This is a genomic window from Thermostichus sp. MS-CIW-34 (assembly GCF_054060435.1).
The window spans coordinates 19,119-37,807 of the sequence record NZ_JBSSDE010000006.1 but is presented as its reverse complement, the minus strand read 5'-3'; the positions used below and the strand labels follow the sequence as shown (position 1 = coordinate 37,807).

At 58.1% G+C, this 18,689-nt stretch carries 13 protein-coding genes, 1 tRNA gene, 1 pseudogene and 1 CRISPR repeat array; of the genes and pseudogenes, 5 read left to right on the top strand and 10 right to left on the bottom strand.

All coding sequences use genetic code 11. The features are described 5' to 3' along the window. Nucleotides 1-2 precede the first annotated feature (2 nt). From ACVWYY_RS03370 to cas10, 4 genes and pseudogenes are all read right to left on the bottom strand, one after another. Nucleotides 3-443, bottom strand: coding sequence for a hypothetical protein (locus tag ACVWYY_RS03370; protein WP_414344023.1), 441 nt, complete (start codon nucleotides 441-443; stop codon nucleotides 3-5). After that, a pseudogene (gene csx10, locus ACVWYY_RS03365) lies at nucleotides 440-1,671 on the bottom strand (type III-D CRISPR-associated RAMP protein Csx10). Before csx10 ends, ACVWYY_RS03370 begins: the two are co-directional and overlap by 4 nt. After that, nucleotides 1,671-2,393 (bottom strand): RAMP superfamily CRISPR-associated protein, encoded by a 723-nt coding sequence (locus tag ACVWYY_RS03360; RefSeq protein ID WP_011432243.1) that lies wholly within the window; start codon nucleotides 2,391-2,393, stop codon nucleotides 1,671-1,673. Before ACVWYY_RS03360 ends, csx10 begins: the two are co-directional and overlap by 1 nt. Next, on the bottom strand, nucleotides 2,393-4,603 hold the full coding sequence (gene cas10, locus ACVWYY_RS03355; RefSeq protein WP_457402976.1) for a type III-B CRISPR-associated protein Cas10/Cmr2: 2,211 nt from the start codon (nucleotides 4,601-4,603) through the stop codon (nucleotides 2,393-2,395). The genes ACVWYY_RS03360 and cas10 overlap by 1 nt, the downstream gene beginning before the upstream one ends. Nucleotides 4,604-5,162: 559 nt before the next feature. Between cas10 and cas6 the strand changes: the two genes are divergently transcribed. After that, the gene (gene cas6 / locus ACVWYY_RS03350) at nucleotides 5,163-6,305 is read left to right on the top strand and encodes a CRISPR-associated endoribonuclease Cas6 (RefSeq protein ID WP_041437102.1); all 1,143 of its coding nucleotides are present in this window, start codon (nucleotides 5,163-5,165) and stop codon (nucleotides 6,303-6,305) included. A gap of 379 nt (nucleotides 6,306-6,684) precedes the next feature. Continuing rightward, a CRISPR array of direct repeats spans nucleotides 6,685-7,024; the repeat unit is 37 nt; unit sequence GTTTCCGTCCCCTTGCGGGGAAAAGGTAGGGATCAAC. A gap of 274 nt (nucleotides 7,025-7,298) precedes the next feature. Here cas6 and cas1 read toward each other — a convergent pair. Continuing rightward, nucleotides 7,299-7,925, bottom strand: coding sequence for a CRISPR-associated endonuclease Cas1 (cas1, locus tag ACVWYY_RS03345; RefSeq protein WP_457388323.1), 627 nt, complete (start codon nucleotides 7,923-7,925; stop codon nucleotides 7,299-7,301). 11 nt (nucleotides 7,926-7,936) lie between these two features. After that, the gene (locus ACVWYY_RS03340) at nucleotides 7,937-9,358 is read right to left on the bottom strand and encodes a TIGR03985 family CRISPR-associated protein (protein ID WP_457402902.1); all 1,422 of its coding nucleotides are present in this window, start codon (nucleotides 9,356-9,358) and stop codon (nucleotides 7,937-7,939) included. 165 nt (nucleotides 9,359-9,523) lie between these two features. Here ACVWYY_RS03340 and crn3 point away from each other — a divergent pair, with 165 nt between their 5' ends. After that, nucleotides 9,524-10,492 carry a CRISPR-associated ring nuclease Crn3/Csx3 gene (gene crn3 / locus ACVWYY_RS03335; RefSeq protein WP_011432248.1) on the top strand — a complete coding sequence of 323 codons (969 nt, stop codon included), beginning with the start codon at nucleotides 9,524-9,526 and terminating at the stop codon, nucleotides 10,490-10,492. A gap of 103 nt (nucleotides 10,493-10,595) precedes the next feature. After that, complete coding sequence (locus ACVWYY_RS03330) at nucleotides 10,596-11,387, top strand: ADP-ribosylglycohydrolase family protein (RefSeq protein WP_457439605.1); 792 nt, start codon at nucleotides 10,596-10,598, stop codon at nucleotides 11,385-11,387. A gap of 75 nt (nucleotides 11,388-11,462) precedes the next feature. Here ACVWYY_RS03330 and ACVWYY_RS03325 read toward each other — a convergent pair whose 3' ends face one another. From ACVWYY_RS03325 to ACVWYY_RS03310, 4 genes are all read right to left on the bottom strand, one after another. Next, complete coding sequence (locus ACVWYY_RS03325; RefSeq protein ID WP_457439603.1) at nucleotides 11,463-12,302, bottom strand: ABC transporter ATP-binding protein; 840 nt, start codon at nucleotides 12,300-12,302, stop codon at nucleotides 11,463-11,465. Between the two features lie 71 nt (nucleotides 12,303-12,373). Next, nucleotides 12,374-14,371 carry a nitrate ABC transporter ATP-binding protein gene (locus tag ACVWYY_RS03320; protein WP_457439601.1) on the bottom strand — a complete coding sequence of 666 codons (1,998 nt, stop codon included), beginning with the start codon at nucleotides 14,369-14,371 and terminating at the stop codon, nucleotides 12,374-12,376. A 68-nt stretch (nucleotides 14,372-14,439) separates the two neighbouring features. Further along, complete coding sequence (ntrB, locus tag ACVWYY_RS03315) at nucleotides 14,440-15,267, bottom strand: nitrate ABC transporter permease (protein ID WP_011432252.1); 828 nt, start codon at nucleotides 15,265-15,267, stop codon at nucleotides 14,440-14,442. A 521-nt stretch (nucleotides 15,268-15,788) separates the two neighbouring features. Further along, on the bottom strand, nucleotides 15,789-17,099 hold the full coding sequence (locus ACVWYY_RS03310) for a CmpA/NrtA family ABC transporter substrate-binding protein (protein ID WP_457439599.1): 1,311 nt from the start codon (nucleotides 17,097-17,099) through the stop codon (nucleotides 15,789-15,791). A gap of 204 nt (nucleotides 17,100-17,303) precedes the next feature. On the opposite strand from ACVWYY_RS03310, the gene ACVWYY_RS03305 reads away from it, so the two are divergent. Continuing rightward, nucleotides 17,304-18,401: a tocopherol cyclase family protein gene (locus ACVWYY_RS03305; protein WP_457439597.1), complete on the top strand. Its 1,098-nt coding sequence runs from the start codon at nucleotides 17,304-17,306 to the stop codon at nucleotides 18,399-18,401. A 175-nt stretch (nucleotides 18,402-18,576) separates the two neighbouring features. Further along, nucleotides 18,577-18,650 (top strand) — tRNA-Arg (locus ACVWYY_RS03300). Nucleotides 18,651-18,689: the final 39 nt, after the last annotated feature.

The following is an 18,689-nucleotide window of genomic DNA, read 5'->3' as shown; positions in this document are numbered from 1 at the left end:
GTCTAGGATCCTCCTCCCTCTCGCTTGTACTTGAGGTAGCGGGCCCCATAGCCCAGGTAGCGCCGAATCAAGTCAATTTTGATCTCGTTGACTTTGGGGGATGCTCTTTCAATTCCGGCTTCCCTGGCGATGGCTATAGCCCTTTGATGAATCCAGTTGTCGATGTCTTTGATGATGGCTTCTGCCAAAGAGTCTTTGCCCCGCCCCCACTTGTCATCGCGCCCCACCTGGTAGCGCAAAAAGTTCTTGATCACCTCTGAGCTTTCGGTGGAAGCTGCCACGTGCAATAGGTTGCGATATTGGGCCTCTTCCAATCTGTTGAGACCTCTGAAGTTATCCAAGGCGGCTTGAATTCTGGCGACCAGATCATCTTCGGCCAGCCGGATTTGCCGTTGGATCTTGAGCTCTTGTTCCGATGTGATCTCGCTGGTGGCGAAGGTCATAGCGGGTTCTCCCAGAAATGATGATGGAACGGACTGCAAACTTCGATTTGGCCGAATCCTTCAGCAGTGCGTTCGCCAATCCCCCAGTATTCCATCTCCGCCAAAATCGGGACCAACGCTCCAGTTGCGTGGTGCTCAGCAGAAAGACGCTGCCCTGCGTGGTTACCAATTCTACATCTTTGAACAGACCCCAGGCAGCGTTCCAGCCGGAGACATAGGCGTAGCTGCTGAAGGCCAGCTCCAAAGCCAGGGATCCATCTTCGCAGTTGGCCTCTTCCTGGAGCATCTGGGGGGTGAGCACGGTGGTGCGTTGCCAGCGCTCTTTGAGAATGGCCCCCGACTGCAGCCCAATGGAGAAATACTGCCGCTCCGGCGGAAGGGGCTGCCAGGGATCCCCGAACACCTGCCATTGTTGCCAGCGCTGCCGCAGCTTTTGGTTGAAGGCTTCCACCCGCTGGGCCAGGGAAGGCCGGGGAGCAGCCAGACGCCGAGCCGTGACGTTGACCCGGCCCAATCCCCGCGACACCCCTCCTCCCAAGCGCAGCAGGTGGGCGTGGGCGTTGAGGTAGCGGGTGAGGGTCTCGGCCAGCTCGGGATCCCGCAGGTAGATGTAGCCGCTGAAAAGGGAGCGCTCCAGATGCCCATTGGGGCGGGCTTTGCCCTCGTTCATCACCTCTAGGCTGTAGAGGATTTGGTCGGCAGCAGTGGCGCGGCGACGGTTGATCCCCACCCGCGTGAGCAGGCGTTTGGACACAGCAGCTCGTTCGTAGCGGGGCCCCAGGTCAGACTCCTGCTGGCTGTAGAACCCCCCGAAGGGCTCCACTCTTCCCCCGGAACCGTCCGGCTCTGTGGGATCGAACGGGATCCCCAGCCGCTGTGAGCAGAAGCGATCCAGGAGCGTGTCGAACACCCCCGTTTTGCCCGCCTCTGAGCGGAAGCCGGGATTGTTTTTCGAGCTGAAGGCCGTGGCCGGCAAGACCTTGCTGCCGGATCCCGGATAGGCGTGGGTAAACACAGCAGGCCGAGCTGCCGTAAACAGGGCGGCCAAATCTCCTTCCAGCGCCTCGGCAGGGCGATGTTGGGTTTGGCTGAGCATGAGGTCGGCCAGAGCACCGCGAATCACGCTGCCGGGAATGTAATCCTGGGCCTCGCTGATGGAGCCGCCCGGCTTTTGCCGACCGATGGCCAAGGGAGACTGAGCCGTTAGGGTGAGTTGAATGGCTTCCATCAGCTCCCTCCCTGGGCCAAGAAAGCCCAATCGGCTGCGGTGGGCTGGAGAGCCTGCAGGGATCCAGGATCCCAGTGCAGCCAGCCCAAACCTGCGGATTTGCTGCCCCCCAGCGCGATCAGGTGGTGCAGGGCCGCCAACAGGAGAGTTTTGCCCCAGGAAGGGCAATCGGGCAAAAGCTGCAGGGATCCGGAAAAAGTCAGCTCAGCCGCGGGAGAGGTCTCAATGAGGTAGAGCCGCTGATCCTCGGCGGTGCGGCGGCGGCGGTTGAGGGTGACCCCAGGGCGAAGGGTTGGTTCCAGAGCTGCTGGCGGCACCTCGCAGACGAGATCCTCCACCCACAGGCGGGCAGGCAGGGCCGGATTGCCGAATATCTGGCAGACCAGACAATGGGATCCGGCATAGCCCTCCACCTGGTATTCGGGGCGGTGGAAATTTCCTGCGCTGCCCTCCCGCTGCGGACACATGCGCTCTGGGTCGGGAGAGCGGCAAATGGCCCAGCCCAGGCCACGGGCCAGTTTCTCGCACTCGTGGCGCAGCCGCCCCTTCAGTTGGGAGCCGGGAATGATCAGCCTGCCAAAGGCATCTTTGAGCAGGGGCTTATCCGCCAGGGAGCCGCTGGAGCCGCCGGCTCCCACCGCCAGGGCAGAGGCGAGGGTGGCCCTCAAAGGGATAGAGGTGATCGTTCGCCCCGCTTGGGGCAGCTCTGCCAGTCTCACCATCACTCCACCTCCGCCAGAACGGGCCGACCCTCGGCCTGGGGCTGTTTTTGCACAAAGGCGTACAAATCCACCAGATCCCGCCAGATGGTTTCATAGGTTGGCGTTGACGAGGATACCTGTGGCTCAACATACATCCAGGGGGGAAGGTGGCCGTCGTTGGTTTTGGCCTTGCACCAGGTGCGCTCAAAAGCCTCCATCAGCGGCTGCCCCTTTTTGCCCAGGCGGCTGCGGAAATAGAGATAGTTGAGGGTGGCGGTGCGTTTGCCTTTTTCCAAGAAGCTGCGAATCTGATAAAGCTGGGAGCGAGGAAAATTGGCCTCCTGCAGGGCTTGTACCGTTCTCAGCAACCCGTGGATTTCCGGGACGGTATAGGGGCCGGCGTAGAGCTTGAGGGTGTGGCTGTTCTGGCGGATCTCCAGAGCTTCCCGACGAAAATCCTGGATGCTGGAGGCAACCAGGGCGACCGACTTCAACGAGAGAAAGTCGATGGTGGCCACAGAGCAGTCCTTGTCTTTGGGCTTCAGCTTTTTCGCGTAGCTCTTGGCGGATTTCAACAGTTGTTCGGTGAGCTTTTCGGCGTAGTAAATGGGGGTGTCTTCCGAGGCGATCAGCACCCCCACCGAGGCGGAGAGCCGACAGAGCTTCCGATCTGCCGCCGGGTAGCGGTGAGGCACCTTGCCGGAAGATTGAGCTGCATAGGTTGCCGAGGTGTCCAGCAGGAGCTGCTCAAACTGCTCACAGAAGGTGGCGGCAATTTCCAGGGCTTTGTGGGCAGGCACCACCACCAACACATCGTCTCCGCCGATGGTCAGGATCTCGAAGGGGTGGATCCACTCGCCGTTGCGGTCTCTGCCGGTTTCCGGATCTGGGGATAGGCCGTGCAGCCGATGGGCCTGCAGGTGCTGGGCGAGGGCGTGGTAAACGGCTTTTTCCGTTGCCTCGGAAACATCCCGGCTAAATTGTCGGTAGGCTTCTGGGGTTTGGATCTGCTGCACATAGCCCCCCATGTCGTTGCCATCGGCGTAAAGGTAAGCCACAAAGCCCTGGCTGCCCAGGCTGGCGTTGGCCACTTCCCGTAGAGATTGGGCCTCGCCGATCCCCTGGACAGATCCCTGATGGGGCTGCAAATAGCGCTCCCGGTAGGGCTCGCCGGCGGGAGAGTTGAGAAAGCGGGCAAATCGCGTTACCCAGCTTTCCACAAAGCCGGGATCCCAGGTGGGGAACTTGCGGAACCACCCTTGCTTGCCTGTTTCAATGCGCTTGGCCTGGCGACCCACCAGGGCTTTGCGAGCGGTGGCTTCCGAGAGCCAGGGCTGATCGACCAGGTCGGCTTTGGCGATGGCAGGGCGACGGTCGGTGCTGTCGCGGCGCAGGTAGGGATGGGTTTCAAAAAAGGCGGGATGGGCGCGGCTGGGGCGACCGGGATCCGGATTGCCGTTGCGGCGGTGGTTGAAGCGGGCGGCCAGGTAACCCACCAACTCGTTGAAACTTTTGCGGTCTTGAAATCTGGCTTCGCTGCCATCCCCAAAATAGGCTCTCACCAGGGGATGGGTTTTGTGTTGCGCCAGCCAATCCAGCCAGGGGGTGCGTTCGATGGGATCCCGCAACAGGCCGTAGCGCAGTTCCAGCAGCCGAAAGGCGGATCCCACGGCGCAGGCGTTAGCGGTGAGGGTTTCTTCGGTGTAGCGCCGCTCGATGGCCTCACAGAGATCGTCCACATGGGCCGCCGGGCAAAAGGCCAGGAGATTGCCCCCGGTGGAGTAGATGATGAGCTCCGGGATCAGGGCTTGCGCCAAGGCCGGGTAGTGCTGCTGCAGCCAAGGCCGGATCTGCTCGGCCACATAGGCCCTCAGCTCTGCTTGAGACTCTTTCCCCAAACCTTCCCATCCCAGGTAGGTTTGCTCGGGATCCCCGAAAAAGGCGGGCAGATCCACCAGGTTAATGCGATCCAACAAAGCGGAGGCCCCGCGGATTTCCGACAGCTTGGCCGACTCGAAGACATAGCTCTTGATCTTGGTGGCCCCCCCGTAAACCAAGCCGATGCGGGTTGTCTGCTGCCACAGCTCCGGGTAGCGGGATTGCAGCTCCGCCGGGGTTCTGGGAAAGGTCTTCGCCGCCATGCTCTCCTGAAATTGGCGCACCTGAGCCAAAATGGGCCGTAGCTCTTCTGGGATCCCGGCCTCGTTGTCGGCGCGAACGGCGGCCCGCATCTGCTGCAAGGTCTCCAGGGCAAACTGGGGATCCCGCTGTTCTCCCCACACCAGGCACCAGGCCAAGGCAACAGGAACGGGAGAGGGAGCAGAAGTAGGGGTCATGAGCAGCACCTGCGAAATGCGAAAAAGGAAGACAAGTCTTGGACAGGGCTTCCATCGGCTGCGACGGACAGATCCCTAAAGGCTGGGGGCAATTGGCCTCGATTTTTAATCCTTCGCGGAAGACCAAAGCCCTTCAAAAAAGGGTTTGCCGGTTGGGTGGGTAACCAATCGAATCAAGCCGAGAGATGCCATTGAGGTTACCGATTGTTTCAGCCATATCCGATAAACGCTCTCGCCTCATGGTTTTCAGTCCTCTAGCTTGCTAGCAGTATAGATCGAGTGCGATGGGTTGCAGACGATTTCAAGGCTTTCTTCAGATTGTGAGATTTTTTCTGCCTGTACAACGGGCAATTCGAGAGTAAACCCAATAAGAAGGGATCCCTTCTAAAATTTTCTCAATGGAAAGTTGGGTTTTGTGTTGATTGTTGCTGTGGACTGGGAATGGGCTGTGCCTATGCTGAGTTTCTCAGAGCCATCTGCTGATAGAGAAGCGAACGGCAAGTGGCCGACGGGATCCGAGTTGGTGGGGATCACCTTGGAAGTTCAGGCTCCTCGGTCTTACCTGCTGGATCCCCACTATGCCAAAGGGCTGCACGCCTGGTTCTTGAGCCAGGTGCAAGAGACAGACCCGCAGCTATCGGCCTATTTGCACGATGGAGAATCGGAGAAACCTTTTACCCTCTCCCGGCTGATGGGGCCGTTCCGCGAGCAGGGGGGGCGACCGCTGATCCCGCCTCATCTCCCCTTCCGCTGGTGGATCACCGGCCTCAACCCGCCGGTGGTGGAGTGGCTGCGAGGGTGGTGCCAACGGCTGCCCACCTGGCTGGAATTGCGGGGATCCCCGCTGCAGATCCTGGGATGGCAGATCTCGATCCCCCCGCGCACCTATCGTCAACTGTTGGAGCAGCCTCTTTCCCCCCGCTCCTGGAGCCTTTCCTTCGTCTCGCCCACCAGCTTTCGCCACCGGGGCCACCATCTGCCGCTGCCGATCCCTCGCAACCTGTTCCACAGCTATCTGCGCCGTTGGAACGATTTTTCCGGTCTGCCCATCGAGGCGGAGCCTTTTCTGGATTGGGTGGATGGGGAAGTGATCATCCAGCGGCACCGTCTGGAATCGGTCAAAACCACCGCAGGTCGCCAGGGATCCGTGACGGGATTCATCGGCTGTGTGCAGTTGGCTGTCTCCTCCCGTGCGCCTGAGCTGTTGCAGCAGCAGCTCCAAGCCCTGATCCACCTTGCCCCCTACTGCGGCACCGGCCACAAAACCCCCTTTGGGCTAGGGCAAACCCGCCTGGGTTGGTTGGCCGAAGAGCTACCCGCCTCCCCTGTCCCTTCCCGGGAAGAGCAGGTGGCCCAGCGGATCGAGGAGCTGAGCGCCCTCTTTCTCAGCCAGCGGCAACGACAAGGGGGATCCCGCGCCGAAAAAACTGCCCAACTGTGGGCGACGATCCTGGCCCGCCGCGAAGGTGGAGAGAGCTTACAACAGATCGCCGCTGATTTGGAGATGCCCTACGAGACGGTGAAGACCTATGCCAAGCTGGCCCGCCGCTCTCTCCAGTCTGGATCCCAGGACTACTCGTCGAGCAGTCTTCCCTAGATGACTTGAGGTACTTTGTTGAGCCTGATACATTCACGCTGAACTCTCCTGAACATGGTTCAGGAAAGAAGCGATTGCATCCTGCCTATCTCTGTTCGCGTCAGCGGGACGGAGTCCAAGCAGGAAGGCGGTATCCCACAAAGCCCTGAGGAATACCCCCCGAGCGCTTTCCCCCTTCACTTCCCGGCAACCGTTGCGGTGGACTCAAGGATCAGGGGGAAACTTGGTCTACTATATCCCTCTCAATGACTTTTGCCAAACCGCCTAAAGCTCAGTAAATTCAGCAAAGTTCAGGGTTTTGGGGGTTAGAGGCATGCTCTTGCAGGGAGAAGGTAGAGATCAACCTCACTTCTCTTTGCTCATTACTCGCTTCTCTCTAGTTTCCGTCCCCTTGCGGGGAAAAGGTAGGGATCAACGGATGGGAGGGGCTTTACTCCCCACCCGAGGTGACCAAGTACTAGTTTCCGTCCCCTTGCGGGGAAAAGGTAGGGATCAACTGTACATAGCCTACCCTCCTTATTGGAGTAGTCTTCGTTTCCGTCCCCTTGCGGGGAAAAGGTAGGGATCAACGGGAAACAAAGAGTTCTTTGTATCTCGTGCAAAGACGTTTCCGTCCCCTTGCGGGGAAAAGGTAGGGATCAACGCAGGTCACAGCCCGGGGAGTTCGCCTCTTCTATAAAACGTTTCCGTCCCCTTGCGGGGAAAAGGTAGGGATAAACCCTACCCTCGGAAAAGCCTGAATTCATGAGGTTTTCAAGGTGCGTTCGCGAGGGAGTACGGAGATTCCTCGACACAGATATTAACATTGTCCTCGCGGCCAAGCGCAAGCGGGGAAATTGAGCTTGCTACGGCCATCATGTCACGTTTTTGGGCCAATCGGGGCAAAAGATCTAAAGTTTCCCTTAAAATCTCGTGCCGGCAGAGTCAGGCTGGTGATGGCTCGCCCCGACAGATCGCGCACAAAACTTTACAATTTCGGCCCGGTGGAGAGCCTCAGAAGATCAGGTAGTCCGGCGGCTCATAGGGGGGAGGCCCCCCGAAGACTTTGGCCTGCTTCTTGGCCGCGGCATCCAAAGGGTAGGCCCGCAGACTGTCTTCCTTGAGATTCAGCAGGGGCAACCACGACTGTTCCAGCTTGTTTTCCAACTCTGCAGTGTCCAGTGGGCATTCGAACACGGAGCGATCCAACTGTTGCAGGTAGGCGGCGATAACATCAATACCCTCCTGTAAGGGGGCAATTTGGCCGCGGGTAGCCCGGTTGTGCAGTTGTAGAATTGCCCGTTGGTTGCGAATCTTGCCGCGCACAATCACCTTGGCCCACCTCAGCCCCCAGGGGGAGTAGGCCCGCTGATACTGGGCCAGACGGATCTCAGAGTTGGTGGAGAAGGATCCCTGCAGGCGACCGCGAAAACCGCCATCCGCACGCAAAAAAATGGTTTCGATGCCTCGATCCAGCAGTTGGGCCAAAGCTGCGCTGGTCAATTGGATCCCGGGCAACACCACCACCAGCTCCACCTCCGCAAGGCGGCAAAGCTGCTCTTGACCACGGCGGCGAATGAGCAGGGTTTGGTTTTGGCAGTGAACCACAGTCCCCGGCTCGGTTAGGTAGAGGGTGGTCATGGGCAGGAAGGTCAAGAAAGCTTCAGGTCGGGGCGATAAAACTGCAGCTCTGCCTGAGCTTCTCGAGCCATCTGTTCCCGGTAGGCCAGGGGAGCGATCACCTCGCCGTTGGGCCGCCAATCCCGCAGGCGCATGGTGAAATTGGTATCTCCCACCCGTGCCCAGGCGCAGAAGTACCGGTCGCTGGCCGGCCTTTGCCGGACAATGTTCAAAATCTGTTCGCGCTCCCGCGCATCCGCCACTGCCTGCTGCACCAAAGCCGGGATCCGCTCGTAGGCAATGGGCTGGAAGGTGGGATGTCGCACTGTGCTTTCCACATAGCGACGGGCAAACTCCGGGGAAAATCGAAGGATCAACAATGCCTTGGGCAGGTAAAAATCGGATCCCCAGGCTTCTTCCCATGCTGCTTGGACTTCCTCTGGGCTGGGCAGCTTCTTTTGCCGTTTGCGGATTGCCAGCTCTGCCGGGATAGAAGGATCGCCCCAGGGGATCACCGCCAAGCGCTCAGACTGGATCCGATCCAGCCGAAAATTGTGCCAGCCCAGGGATCCCTCGGGGGTGGGGAGCTGGCCAAAGGCTGCCAAATACTTGGCGCGGCGGGCATAGAACAAACAGACTGGGTAAGTGAGAACGTGTCGGATCCCATGTTGGCGGGTGGCGTAGTCAAAACCGATCACCCCCGCTTCTGGGTTGGCCCAAAGGGCTTCTAGCTGGCTTTGATATTCATCCACCCGTTCTTGCTGTTCGTCTGAGAGGATGTACTCAAACCACACAAACAGCCGCCGCTGCGAGTGCTGATCGCGCCAGCGGGACGGAGTCCTTTGATTTTCCCAGATTTCATCCAGCAAAACCTGCACATCTGGATGTACAAAGGCCACATCGCTGAGGATGTGATAGATCTGTTCCAGTTGATGGCCCGATAAGGTCAAAGCCGATGAAGATACGGGCAGTTGGGGACGATCCCCCGGCGCACGGCAGCGAAAATTATCTCTCCGCCTAGAGTTGGCCTGAATTTGTTGCAGCCAACCCCGGGCAGCCAGGTAATCCAGCTCTTTGCGCAGTGTGCGATGGGTCTTGTGAAAGGGTTGAGCAGATAGCAGCGCTTCCAGATCGGGAACTTCTGCTTTTAAGGCGGCCAATAGGTTGGGATCCTTCAGCCAAAACCTCAAGGGTTTCCAGCAAATGCAGTCAACATCAGGACAGGGTGAAGGGATCCCTTGTGCCAGATCCTGCTTGGGGTGCCGTGGTGAGAGCAAGCGATCCCGGATGTGGGTGTAGCCAAAGGTTTCCGGCAGGTCTGGCCAGCGGTTTTCGCCATGGAGGCAGTGGAGCAGTACCCACAGGCGCACGGCCCGCTCCAGGCGCTCCGCCAACTGACCGCCCGCTAACCAACGCAACACTTCCACCGTCAAAGGCAGCTCAAATCCGCTCATCCGACAGTTCCCTCGGTTCTTAGGTCAACCAGTTGATGGCACTCCAGGCCAGGGGTTTTCTTGGAGCAAGGCGCAAGTGAGAGCCTGACCACTCTGACATGAGTTGGAACCTTCCACTTCCAATCTCTTCCATACTGAAGTCAACCTGTCTCGTCAAATCTGCCCATGGCTGCTGTGGCACTGCATTTGCTTTCCGGCTGTCTGGCCGCTCGCGCCAGCGGGACGGAGTCCTTTCGCGCCAGCGGGACGGAGTCCTTGGACCCTCGAAGATCCCATTCTTCGGAACTGTCTTTTCAGGTCATCGAAATTGAGCTGACCCGACCGGATCGCCTGGTTTTTCCAGAGGATTTGGCTCAGCTTCAGCTGCCTGCCGGGATCAATGCCCAGTTGGGGGTGGTTCTGACGGGGCGGGCCCCCATTTGGCTGTATGGCTGGCTGGTGCATGAGTGCCACTTCACCCGTTGGGTGGCCTGTTATGACCCACGCTTGGGCGCGGTGGTGGTCTCCAGCCATACCCCCGAAGTGCGGGTGGGCCAGGTCATCCCCTGGGTGCAGGGAAGGCCGGGCAAGGCCTACGGCCCGCTGACGCGAACAGAATTGGCAGCGGCGGTGATGGTGGTGGGCCCCCCCGACAGTGGCAAAAGCCGTCTTGCCCGCGCCCTCTTCGAAGCTCTGCTGCCGGAGCATCCCGATATTTATCTGCAACGGGCCCATTGGGATGGGGAAGGCAATTGGACTTTAGACTTGCCACCAGAAGAGGCGAAGATCCTCAAGCACCAGTACCGGGGCTCTTTTACCCCCGAATTTTTCAGCTTCCATGCCCAGGCCATTCTGGCTTTGCGCCGGCAAAAGAGCTTGGTGATTGTGGATGTGGGCGGCAAGGTGGATCCGCAAAAGCAGCCGATCCTGGAAGCCTGCTCCCACTACCTGGTGGTCAGCCGGGATCCCGAGGCTATCCCTCTCTGGCACGAGTTTTGTCGAGACCGGGGCAATTTGCGCTGTGTGGCCATCCTGCACACCTCGCCCGGCCCTCCTCAAGTGCTCAAAGACTCACCTGAGTTGGAAATTCGCTGGGATCCCAACTCTCCTCCCCCCGCGGAGCTGCTTCGGGCGGTGCGCCGCTTGATTGCCTAGGGGTGCGGATTCAGAATTGGATGGGCGGGCGAGCCTTTTCGGAAACGGCGAGATTGAGAACCGGGAGATTGAGAACTGGGAAAAGAAAAAGGAGAGGGTACTGATGCTGGGAGCCATTGCCGGGGATGTTATCGGCTCTGTCCATGAGCACTCGGGCACCAAAACGAAGAACTTTCCGCTGTTCGTCGAGGCCAGCCAATTTACCGATGACACGGTTCTGACGGTCGCTGTGGCCGAGCGGCTGCTGCGGGGCGGTAGCTACGTCGATTGGTACCATGAGTACTTCCACGCCTACCCAGAGGCTGGGTACGGGAGCAGCTTCATCCACTGGGCCGAGCATCGCTGCCGTGAGCCGTACTACAGTTGGGGCAACGGAGCCGCCATGCGGGTTAGCCCCATTGGCATCGCCTGCAACACGCTGGAAGAAGTGCTGGCCCAGGCGCGGGCCAGTGCCGAGGTAACCCACAACCACCCGGAGGGCATCCGCGGCGCTCAGGCTACGGCAGCCGCCGTGTTTCTCGCCCGGTCAGGGTACACTAAGGCCGACATCAAGACGTACATCGAGCAAGAGTTCGGATACTGCCTATCCGAGCGGCTGGACGATATCCGGGAGCACTACTGCTTCGATGTCTCCTGTCAGGGCTCGGTGCCCCAGTCGATCATCGCGTTCCTAGAGGCAGACGGTTTTGAAGACGCAGTGCGCAACGCCATCTCCCTTGGTGGAGACGCAGACACCATGGCCTGCATTGCCGGGGGCATTGCGGAGGCGTTTTTCGGCGGCGTGCCGGACGAGATCGCATCCCAGACGCTGGCCGTTTTGGACGAGCGGTTGCACAGCGTTGTGTGCGAGTTCCAAGAGAGGTTTGCGGATCGCCTGACCAGGGGCTGCACCTGATGGCCAAGGTGTGTGGTTTTTGGGTTTTGGGTTGCCTTGTCGCCCTCTCGCTCCGTCAACTGCTCCAGGTTGGATTTACCGGTAAGCCGCCTCTGGGTTGGCTTCATGGCCGTAGAGATAGCTGAGAACCGAGTTGCGCAGGCGGTAGTACTGCGGATCTTCAAGAATCCGCTCGCGATCCCGGGGGCGCGGGAAGGGAATGGTCACGATCTGCCCGATGGTGGCTGCAGGGCCATTGGTCATCAGTACCAAGCGGTCGGCCAAGAACAGCGCCTCATCAATATCGTGGGTAATCATCAAAACCGTGCAGCGATGTTCATCCCAAATGCGCAACAGCTCCTCTTGAAGCTCCTCTTTGGTAATGGCATCCAAGGCTCCGAAGGGTTCATCCAAAATCAGCACTTCTGGACGGATGGCCAGTGCACGGGCAATGGCTACCCGCTGTTTCATCCCTCCCGAAATTTGCGAGGGATATTTCTGAGCAGCTTCCCCCAGCCCCACCAAATCCAAATGTTCTTCCACAATTCGATGCTTTTCCGACTGGCTCTTGTGGGGAAATACCGACCGAACGGCCAAATAGACGTTTTCATAAACTGTGAGCCAGGGCAACAGGGCATACCCTTGAAACACCACCATGCGCTCCGGGCCAGGAGCTGTAATCGGCTGCCCTTTCAGCTTCACCGAGCCACTGGTGGGCTGGGCAAATCCGGAAACCATATTCAGCAGGGTGGTTTTGCCACAGCCGGAATGCCCAACCAAGCAGACAAACTCTCCCTCGTTCACACTGAGGTTGATATCTCGCAAGACGGGATAATCCCCCTTGGGAGTTGAGTAGGTCTTGCTGACATTCTCAAGGCTTAGGTAGGGTTCTGCGGCTACGTTCGCTGGGGTAGAGGTTGTCAAGAGGGCAGTCATCGTAGGGTGCTCCAACTCATGATTTTCTCACAACGGGGAATGTGCTTTTGCAAGGGCGCCCAAGTGGGTATCTAGAGCAACACAGGACGACGATCTAAGGCAACCTCGGCTACATAAATATCGTGCTTAATCGCCAAACTGTTGAGGTAGGCCAGGGGATCCTCGCCATTAAAAGGGATCCCGTCGAACAACTGAATGGGCTGCCGCTGGTAAGACACATCCAGCCCCAGCTCGCGGGCTGCCGTACTGAATACCCCCACCTGACACACCCGCTCCACGATCTCCACCCAGTTGCGAGGGAAGGGCAGATCCCCCCAGCGGGCCATTTGGCTCACCATCCACAAATGCTCGGTGCGGCTGGGACGGTTGCCGGCTCCCAGAAAGAAGCGGTGGTGGGCATATTCCCGCATCGGCCTGTCCAAGTCACAGATTAGACGCTGGGGATCCCCCAGATGAATGTAGGATGGGTCGGTGCTCAGGTAGGCGCGGCGGCTGAGCAGCTCGCGAATCTCGTCGTGATGGGCCGGGTCTTCACAGTAGCGGCAGGCTTCCAACAGCGCTTTCACCAAGGCAATGTGGGTGTTGGGGTAGGCTCTGGCCCAATCTTCTCGCACCCCCAACACTTTGCCGGGATGGCCCAGCCAAATCTCCAGATCTGTAGCCACCGTAAAGCCACTGCCCTCTAAGGCTGCCCGCAAATTCCAGGGCTCTCCCACACAGTACCCATCGATGTTGCCGGCTGTCAGGTTGGCCACCATCTGGGCCGGAGGCAGCGTTTTCAGTACCACATCGTGATCCGGGTGGATCCCGCCGGCTGCCAGCCAATAGCGCAACAGCAAATTGTGCATAGAGCTGGGATGCACCACCCCAAAGGTAAGCCGACGGCTGGGACTATCCAGAATGTAAGCCTTCAACTGGCTGAGGGTGTGGATCCCTTGCTCATAGAACCGCTTGTGCAAGGTGATAGCATTGCCGTTGCGGGTCAAGGTGAGGGCCGTAACCACCGGCTGAGGCGGGTTATCCCCTCCACCCAAGGACATCCACACCGGCATACCGGCGGGCATTTGGGCCGCATCCAGATAACCTCCCTGAATGCCGTCTTGGATCCCTCGCCAACTGGTTTCCCGCACCAAATTCACTTCTTCCAAGCCGTGTTTGGCAAAAAACCCTTTTTCTTTAGCTACAGCCAACGGAGCGCAGGCAGTGAGGGGCACAAAGCCGATCTCCAAGTTGATCTTTTCCAAGCCATGCCTGGCCACCACAGTGCTTCGGCGAGCACGCCATTGCTTGATGCGTTTTTGTTGGTTCAAAAAGTAGATGATCTCGCTGCGGTAGCTGTAGTAGCTGGGATGGTTGACCACATCCAGCCGACGGCGGGGCCGAGGAATGTCAATGGTCAAAATGTTCCCAATTCGGGATCCCGGCCCATTGGTGAGCATGACCACACGATCTGACAGAAGAACCGCTTCGTCCACATCGTGGGTGACCATGAGAGTGGTCATCTGATGTTCTTCACAGATGCGCATTAACTGCTCTTGCAAGTTCCCGCGCGTGAGCGCATCCAAAGCGCCAAATGGCTCATCCAACAACAACACTTTGGGCCGCAAAGCCAGGGCACGGGCAATGGCCACCCGCTGCTTCATACCCCCGGACAATTGGGCTGGGAGCTTATCTGCTGCGTGGCGCAAACCCACCAGATCGATGTGCTCTTCCACGATCTGCTGACGCTCGGCTGGAGAATGCTTTTTAAGAACGGCATTCACCGCCAGCGCAATGTTTTGCCGAACCGTTAGCCAAGGCAAAAGCGAGTAATGCTGAAACACCACCATGCGATCGGGGCCGGGAGCGGTGATGGTATGCCCATCCAAAGCCACGATCCCCCCCGTAGGCAAAGACAGCCCCGCCACCATGTTCAATAGGGTGGATTTGCCACAGCCGGAGTGGCCGATTAAGGAGACAAACTCCCCTCGATGGATTTGCAGATCGATCCCTTTCAGAGCAAGGTATTCCTGCCCTCCGGGCAGAGCAAAAGATTTTTCCACCTGCTCCACACTGACCAATACAGACACAGAAAACCTCCCAACCTATCACCCGTCTAGCCTCAAACCAACCACATACTGACAACACATCCAACACATCATTGGTTGGCTATCTTGTTTTGCAAAACAGACATCAGGCGATCCAAAAGCAATCCCACCGCTCCGATGTAGATGACGGCAACGATGATCTCCGTAACGTAGTTCTGCTGGTAGGCATCCCAGATGAAAAAGCCGATCCCCGGCACACCCGACATCACAATCTCTGCGGCAATAATGGCCAGCCAAGACAGGCCGATGCCGATGCGCAGACCTGTGAACATGTAGGGCAGGGCTGAGGGCAGCAACACCTTAAAAAAGAAGTCCACTTTGGAGAGCTTGAGCACTTTGGAGACGTTGATGTAGTCTTCCGGGATCTGTCTCACCCCTACAGCCGTGTTGATGAGAATGGGCCAAATTGAGGTAATAAAAATAACGAACAGGGCAGCCGGCTCATTGCGTTGCAAAGCAGCCAAAGATATGGGCACCCAAGCCAAGGGAGCTACCATGCGCAAAAATTGGAAAATGGGATCCAAAGCTCGGTTGATCCACACACTGCTTCCCACCAAAATGCCCAACGTGATGCCCACCAAAGCGGCACTGCAATAGCCGATGGCCACCCTTTGTAGGCTGGCCAAGGTTTGGCGCAGCAGCCCTTGGTCGAGGTCGCTGTTGCGATACAAAGGATGCAGGATCAGATATCGGCTGCGCTCGTCCATCCACACATCCCAAGGCCCCGGCAGCCGAATTAGGTTGGCACTGGCCAAGATCTGCCAGATGAGCAGAAATCCAACAATGCCCACCACAGGGGGGAGAATCTGATCTCGGTACTTCGCCAAATCGAACTTCGCCGTTGCAGATTTTGCCGGAGAAGAAAGTGTTGTCGTCATAGCTCCTGGAGAGGATAGGGTTTTACAAGGTTCTCTGGTGTTGCGCTTTTGGAACGCCCCGATCGAGGGGTTCTACACCGTGTTGGAGACAGAGCATGAGCTTGGATCGGCCTTGCCTTTTCGTTGGATGGGCAAACACAGGGATTGCAAACTCAACAAAACTCTCACGACAATCAGAAAACTCAGGATTCCTACGGCTATTGAAAGGATGAGCTTGTCCCAGCGGGGCTGGGCCGGCCTCTCAAAAGGAGGATCCCTGAAGAGTTCGCGCGGAACGTGAAGTAGAGCCAACATAGCCGATCCTCAACATAGCATTCAAAGTTATTCAAAAAGTGCGAGGCTCATAGCATCCATCAACTTTCCATCGTTTGGGCAGAAAGCTCGGCACAGCTTTTTTCGACCTCGTGGGATCCCACAGGTAGGCAGGATCCCTGTCGCGCGAGAGATTCGAACAAGGAAACGGTAAGCCATGGACTTCCTGCGAAAGAAGGTGAGGAACTTGGCCCAATCAAGCTATTCAGCTAGACCCTTTTGATTTTCAGGCTGTTCAGGTAAGCCTGCGGATCCTGTGGGTCAAACACCACACCGTCAAAGAAACGCTCTGTTCCCCGCGAGGTGTTGTTGGGGATGTTCTTCACCCCCAGTGCCTGGGCGGCCTCACGCCAGAGATCTTCACGGTTCACTTCATCCACCAGACGACGGGCAGTATCCAGATCGGGAAGGAAGCGAGCGTGGAAGCCCCAACGCAAGGATTCCGTCAGGAACCAAAGGTCATGGCTCTTATAGGGGTAAGAGACGCTGCCTCGGCCATCTTCCCAGTACAAGGGCCCGGCATTGAAATCTTGAACAGCTGGCTTGCCGTCTCCCAATTCGTAGTTGCCTTGAAAGGGAGGGGTGAGAACTTCAACCGGCACATTCAGGTAGGCACGCCCTGAGAGAATGCGTGTCAGTTCTTCTCGGTTGGCCGGATCGTCGCACCATTGCTGCGCTTCCATCACCGCCATCAAAACCGCTTGCGTGGCTCTGGGGTTTTGCTCCACCCAGTCGGCGCGAATGGCCAAGTATTCTTCGGGGTGAAAGGGCCAAATCTGTTGAGTAAGAGCCGCCATAAACCCGATCCCATCGGCCACAATCCGGTAGGGCCAGGGATCCCCGGTGCTAAAAGCATCCATGGTGCCATTGCGCATTCCCTGCACCGTTTCGGCAGAGGGAACCGCCAACAGGTCGATGTCTTGATCCGGATCTACCCCCCCAGCAGCAAACCAGTAACGGATCCAAAAATCTTGATTGACGTTGGGGAAGGTATGAGCGGCCTTGAATTTGCGTTTGTTGCTGGCGCTGAAGTTTTTGATGTAATCCGCGGCTCCCGAGATATCCAGCCCCAAACCCTTGCCAGCATGCATTCCGGCAATGGCAATCCCGTTCCCCTGGGTGATCAACTGACACAGAACTGCCATGCGCACCGGCTGATTGTTGGTGATGGCGCCAATGTGGATCATGTGAGGCATCGGCATCTGCCACTGGCCACCGTCGATTCCCCCACCCGCTGAGCCGATGACCACGTTGTCACGGGCTGCCGGCCAACTGGCCTGCTTTAACACCTCTACACCGGTCATGCCGTGCTTGTCGAAAAAGCCCTTTTCCTTGGCGATGATCAGGGGGGCAGACTCCACAATCGGTATAAAGCCTAACCTGAGATTGGGGGTTTCTGGGCCGCTGGCCTGGGCAACCCAGTAGCCTGTGCTGGCCCGTGCTAAGCTGCCACTCACGAGTCCACCCACGGTGGCCGCACCCGCAGACAGCAAAAAGTTACGACGTGACGTCATGCTCACCTCATCGAAAGGATATGTGAAGGCAAGATGGAAGCTTTCCGGTTCAAGTCGCCTGACCCACGGATTTCCTTCGTGAAATCTCAAGAAATCCTTAAATCTCAGCTTGGTTGATATCCTAAGGGCAAATAAATATAGAAACAATACAATTATTATTTTGGTAAGCATAGACTTCCGTTTATCATTGTTGCGATGGCTTAGGTCTCAATGGCGTTTCCTCCAACGGCGGCTTGCTCTGGGCAAAACAACTCAACAGATTGGGGATCCCTGCCCCATGCCGGCTATCACTGGGATGGCTGCACAGAGCGGTTTTTTGAGGGCTGGTACAGCCGCGTCACCTTGCCCGGGGATCCGCCCATTAGCTTTGCCTTCATGTACGCCATCGATCCCAAGCGCGGGGGCATGGCTCAGGTGTTGGGGCCGGAGGAGGAGCTGCATTGGCGCACCTTCCCCAATCCCCGCCGCTTTTGGGCCAGCTCAACCCATCTGGCCTTGGGGCACTCAGGGATCCCAGACCCTGGCTGTCGCGGCCTTCAGGATCCCTTCACCTTCTTCCAGCGCACCGCCAGTGGCTACCAATACACCGCCCACCTCAATCAGGGGATTTTGCCGGATCCCTTGGGCTCTGAGCCTATTCGCTGGCTCTACCGCATTCAGCCTCGTTTTGCCTATGGGATCCCACCCCGAGCCACCATGGGAGCCTGGTCTTATCTGCCCATCTTTGAGCCGGGCTGGCAGATCCTCATGAGCCATGGCTTGGCCACCGGCTGGGTGGAGTGGAGAGGCAGGCGCTATGCATTTCAGCAGGCTCCCGCCTACGCCGAAAAAAATTGGGGCCAAAACTTTCCTCGCCGCTGGTTTTGGATCCAGTGCAACGCCTTTCCCCAGCATCCCGGTCTCAGCCTCACCTGTGCCGGAGCTGAGCGGCAGGTGCTCACCCGCCCCGAAGAAGTGGCCCTGATCAGCTTGCATGGATGGGGATCCCAGCCCTTTTTGGAATGGCGGCCTGGGCAAGCTCATCTGACTTGGCAAGTGGATCCCTGGGGATCCTGGCGAATCCGGGGAGAGAGCGCCCTCTGGTGTATTCGGCTGGAAGGGCACACGCGGCGGCCTGGCCAAACTGTATTCGCCCCTGGCCCAGAAGGGATGCAGCGCAACTGTCGGGATACCCTGGCAGGGCATCTGCACCTACAGCTTTGGCAGCGCAACGGCCAAGTCTGGACGCCGGTGATCAAGGCCACCAGCTCCCAAGCCGGCCTCGAAGTGGGGGGAGAAGTCCGGCAACCTTGGCAAGGGCAATGTTAACGCTGGCGGATATCTACACCCCCGCTGGACTTTCCAAAGAACGCTCTTGTGCTAGAATGCCTAAGCCACATTGATAGATGTCCATCTCTGTCTCTGGATAGTACTGGATAGTATCTGAGTAACTATGGACAGATAGTATGGACAGACAGTCAACCGTGGTTGGCCCGCCCCTCTTGCGCCTGTAGCTCAGTGGACTAGAGCACGTGGCTACGGACCACGGTGTCGGGAGTTCAAATCTCTCCAGGCGCGTTTTGGCCCCAGACAGCTTCCGTCTGGGGTATTTACCGT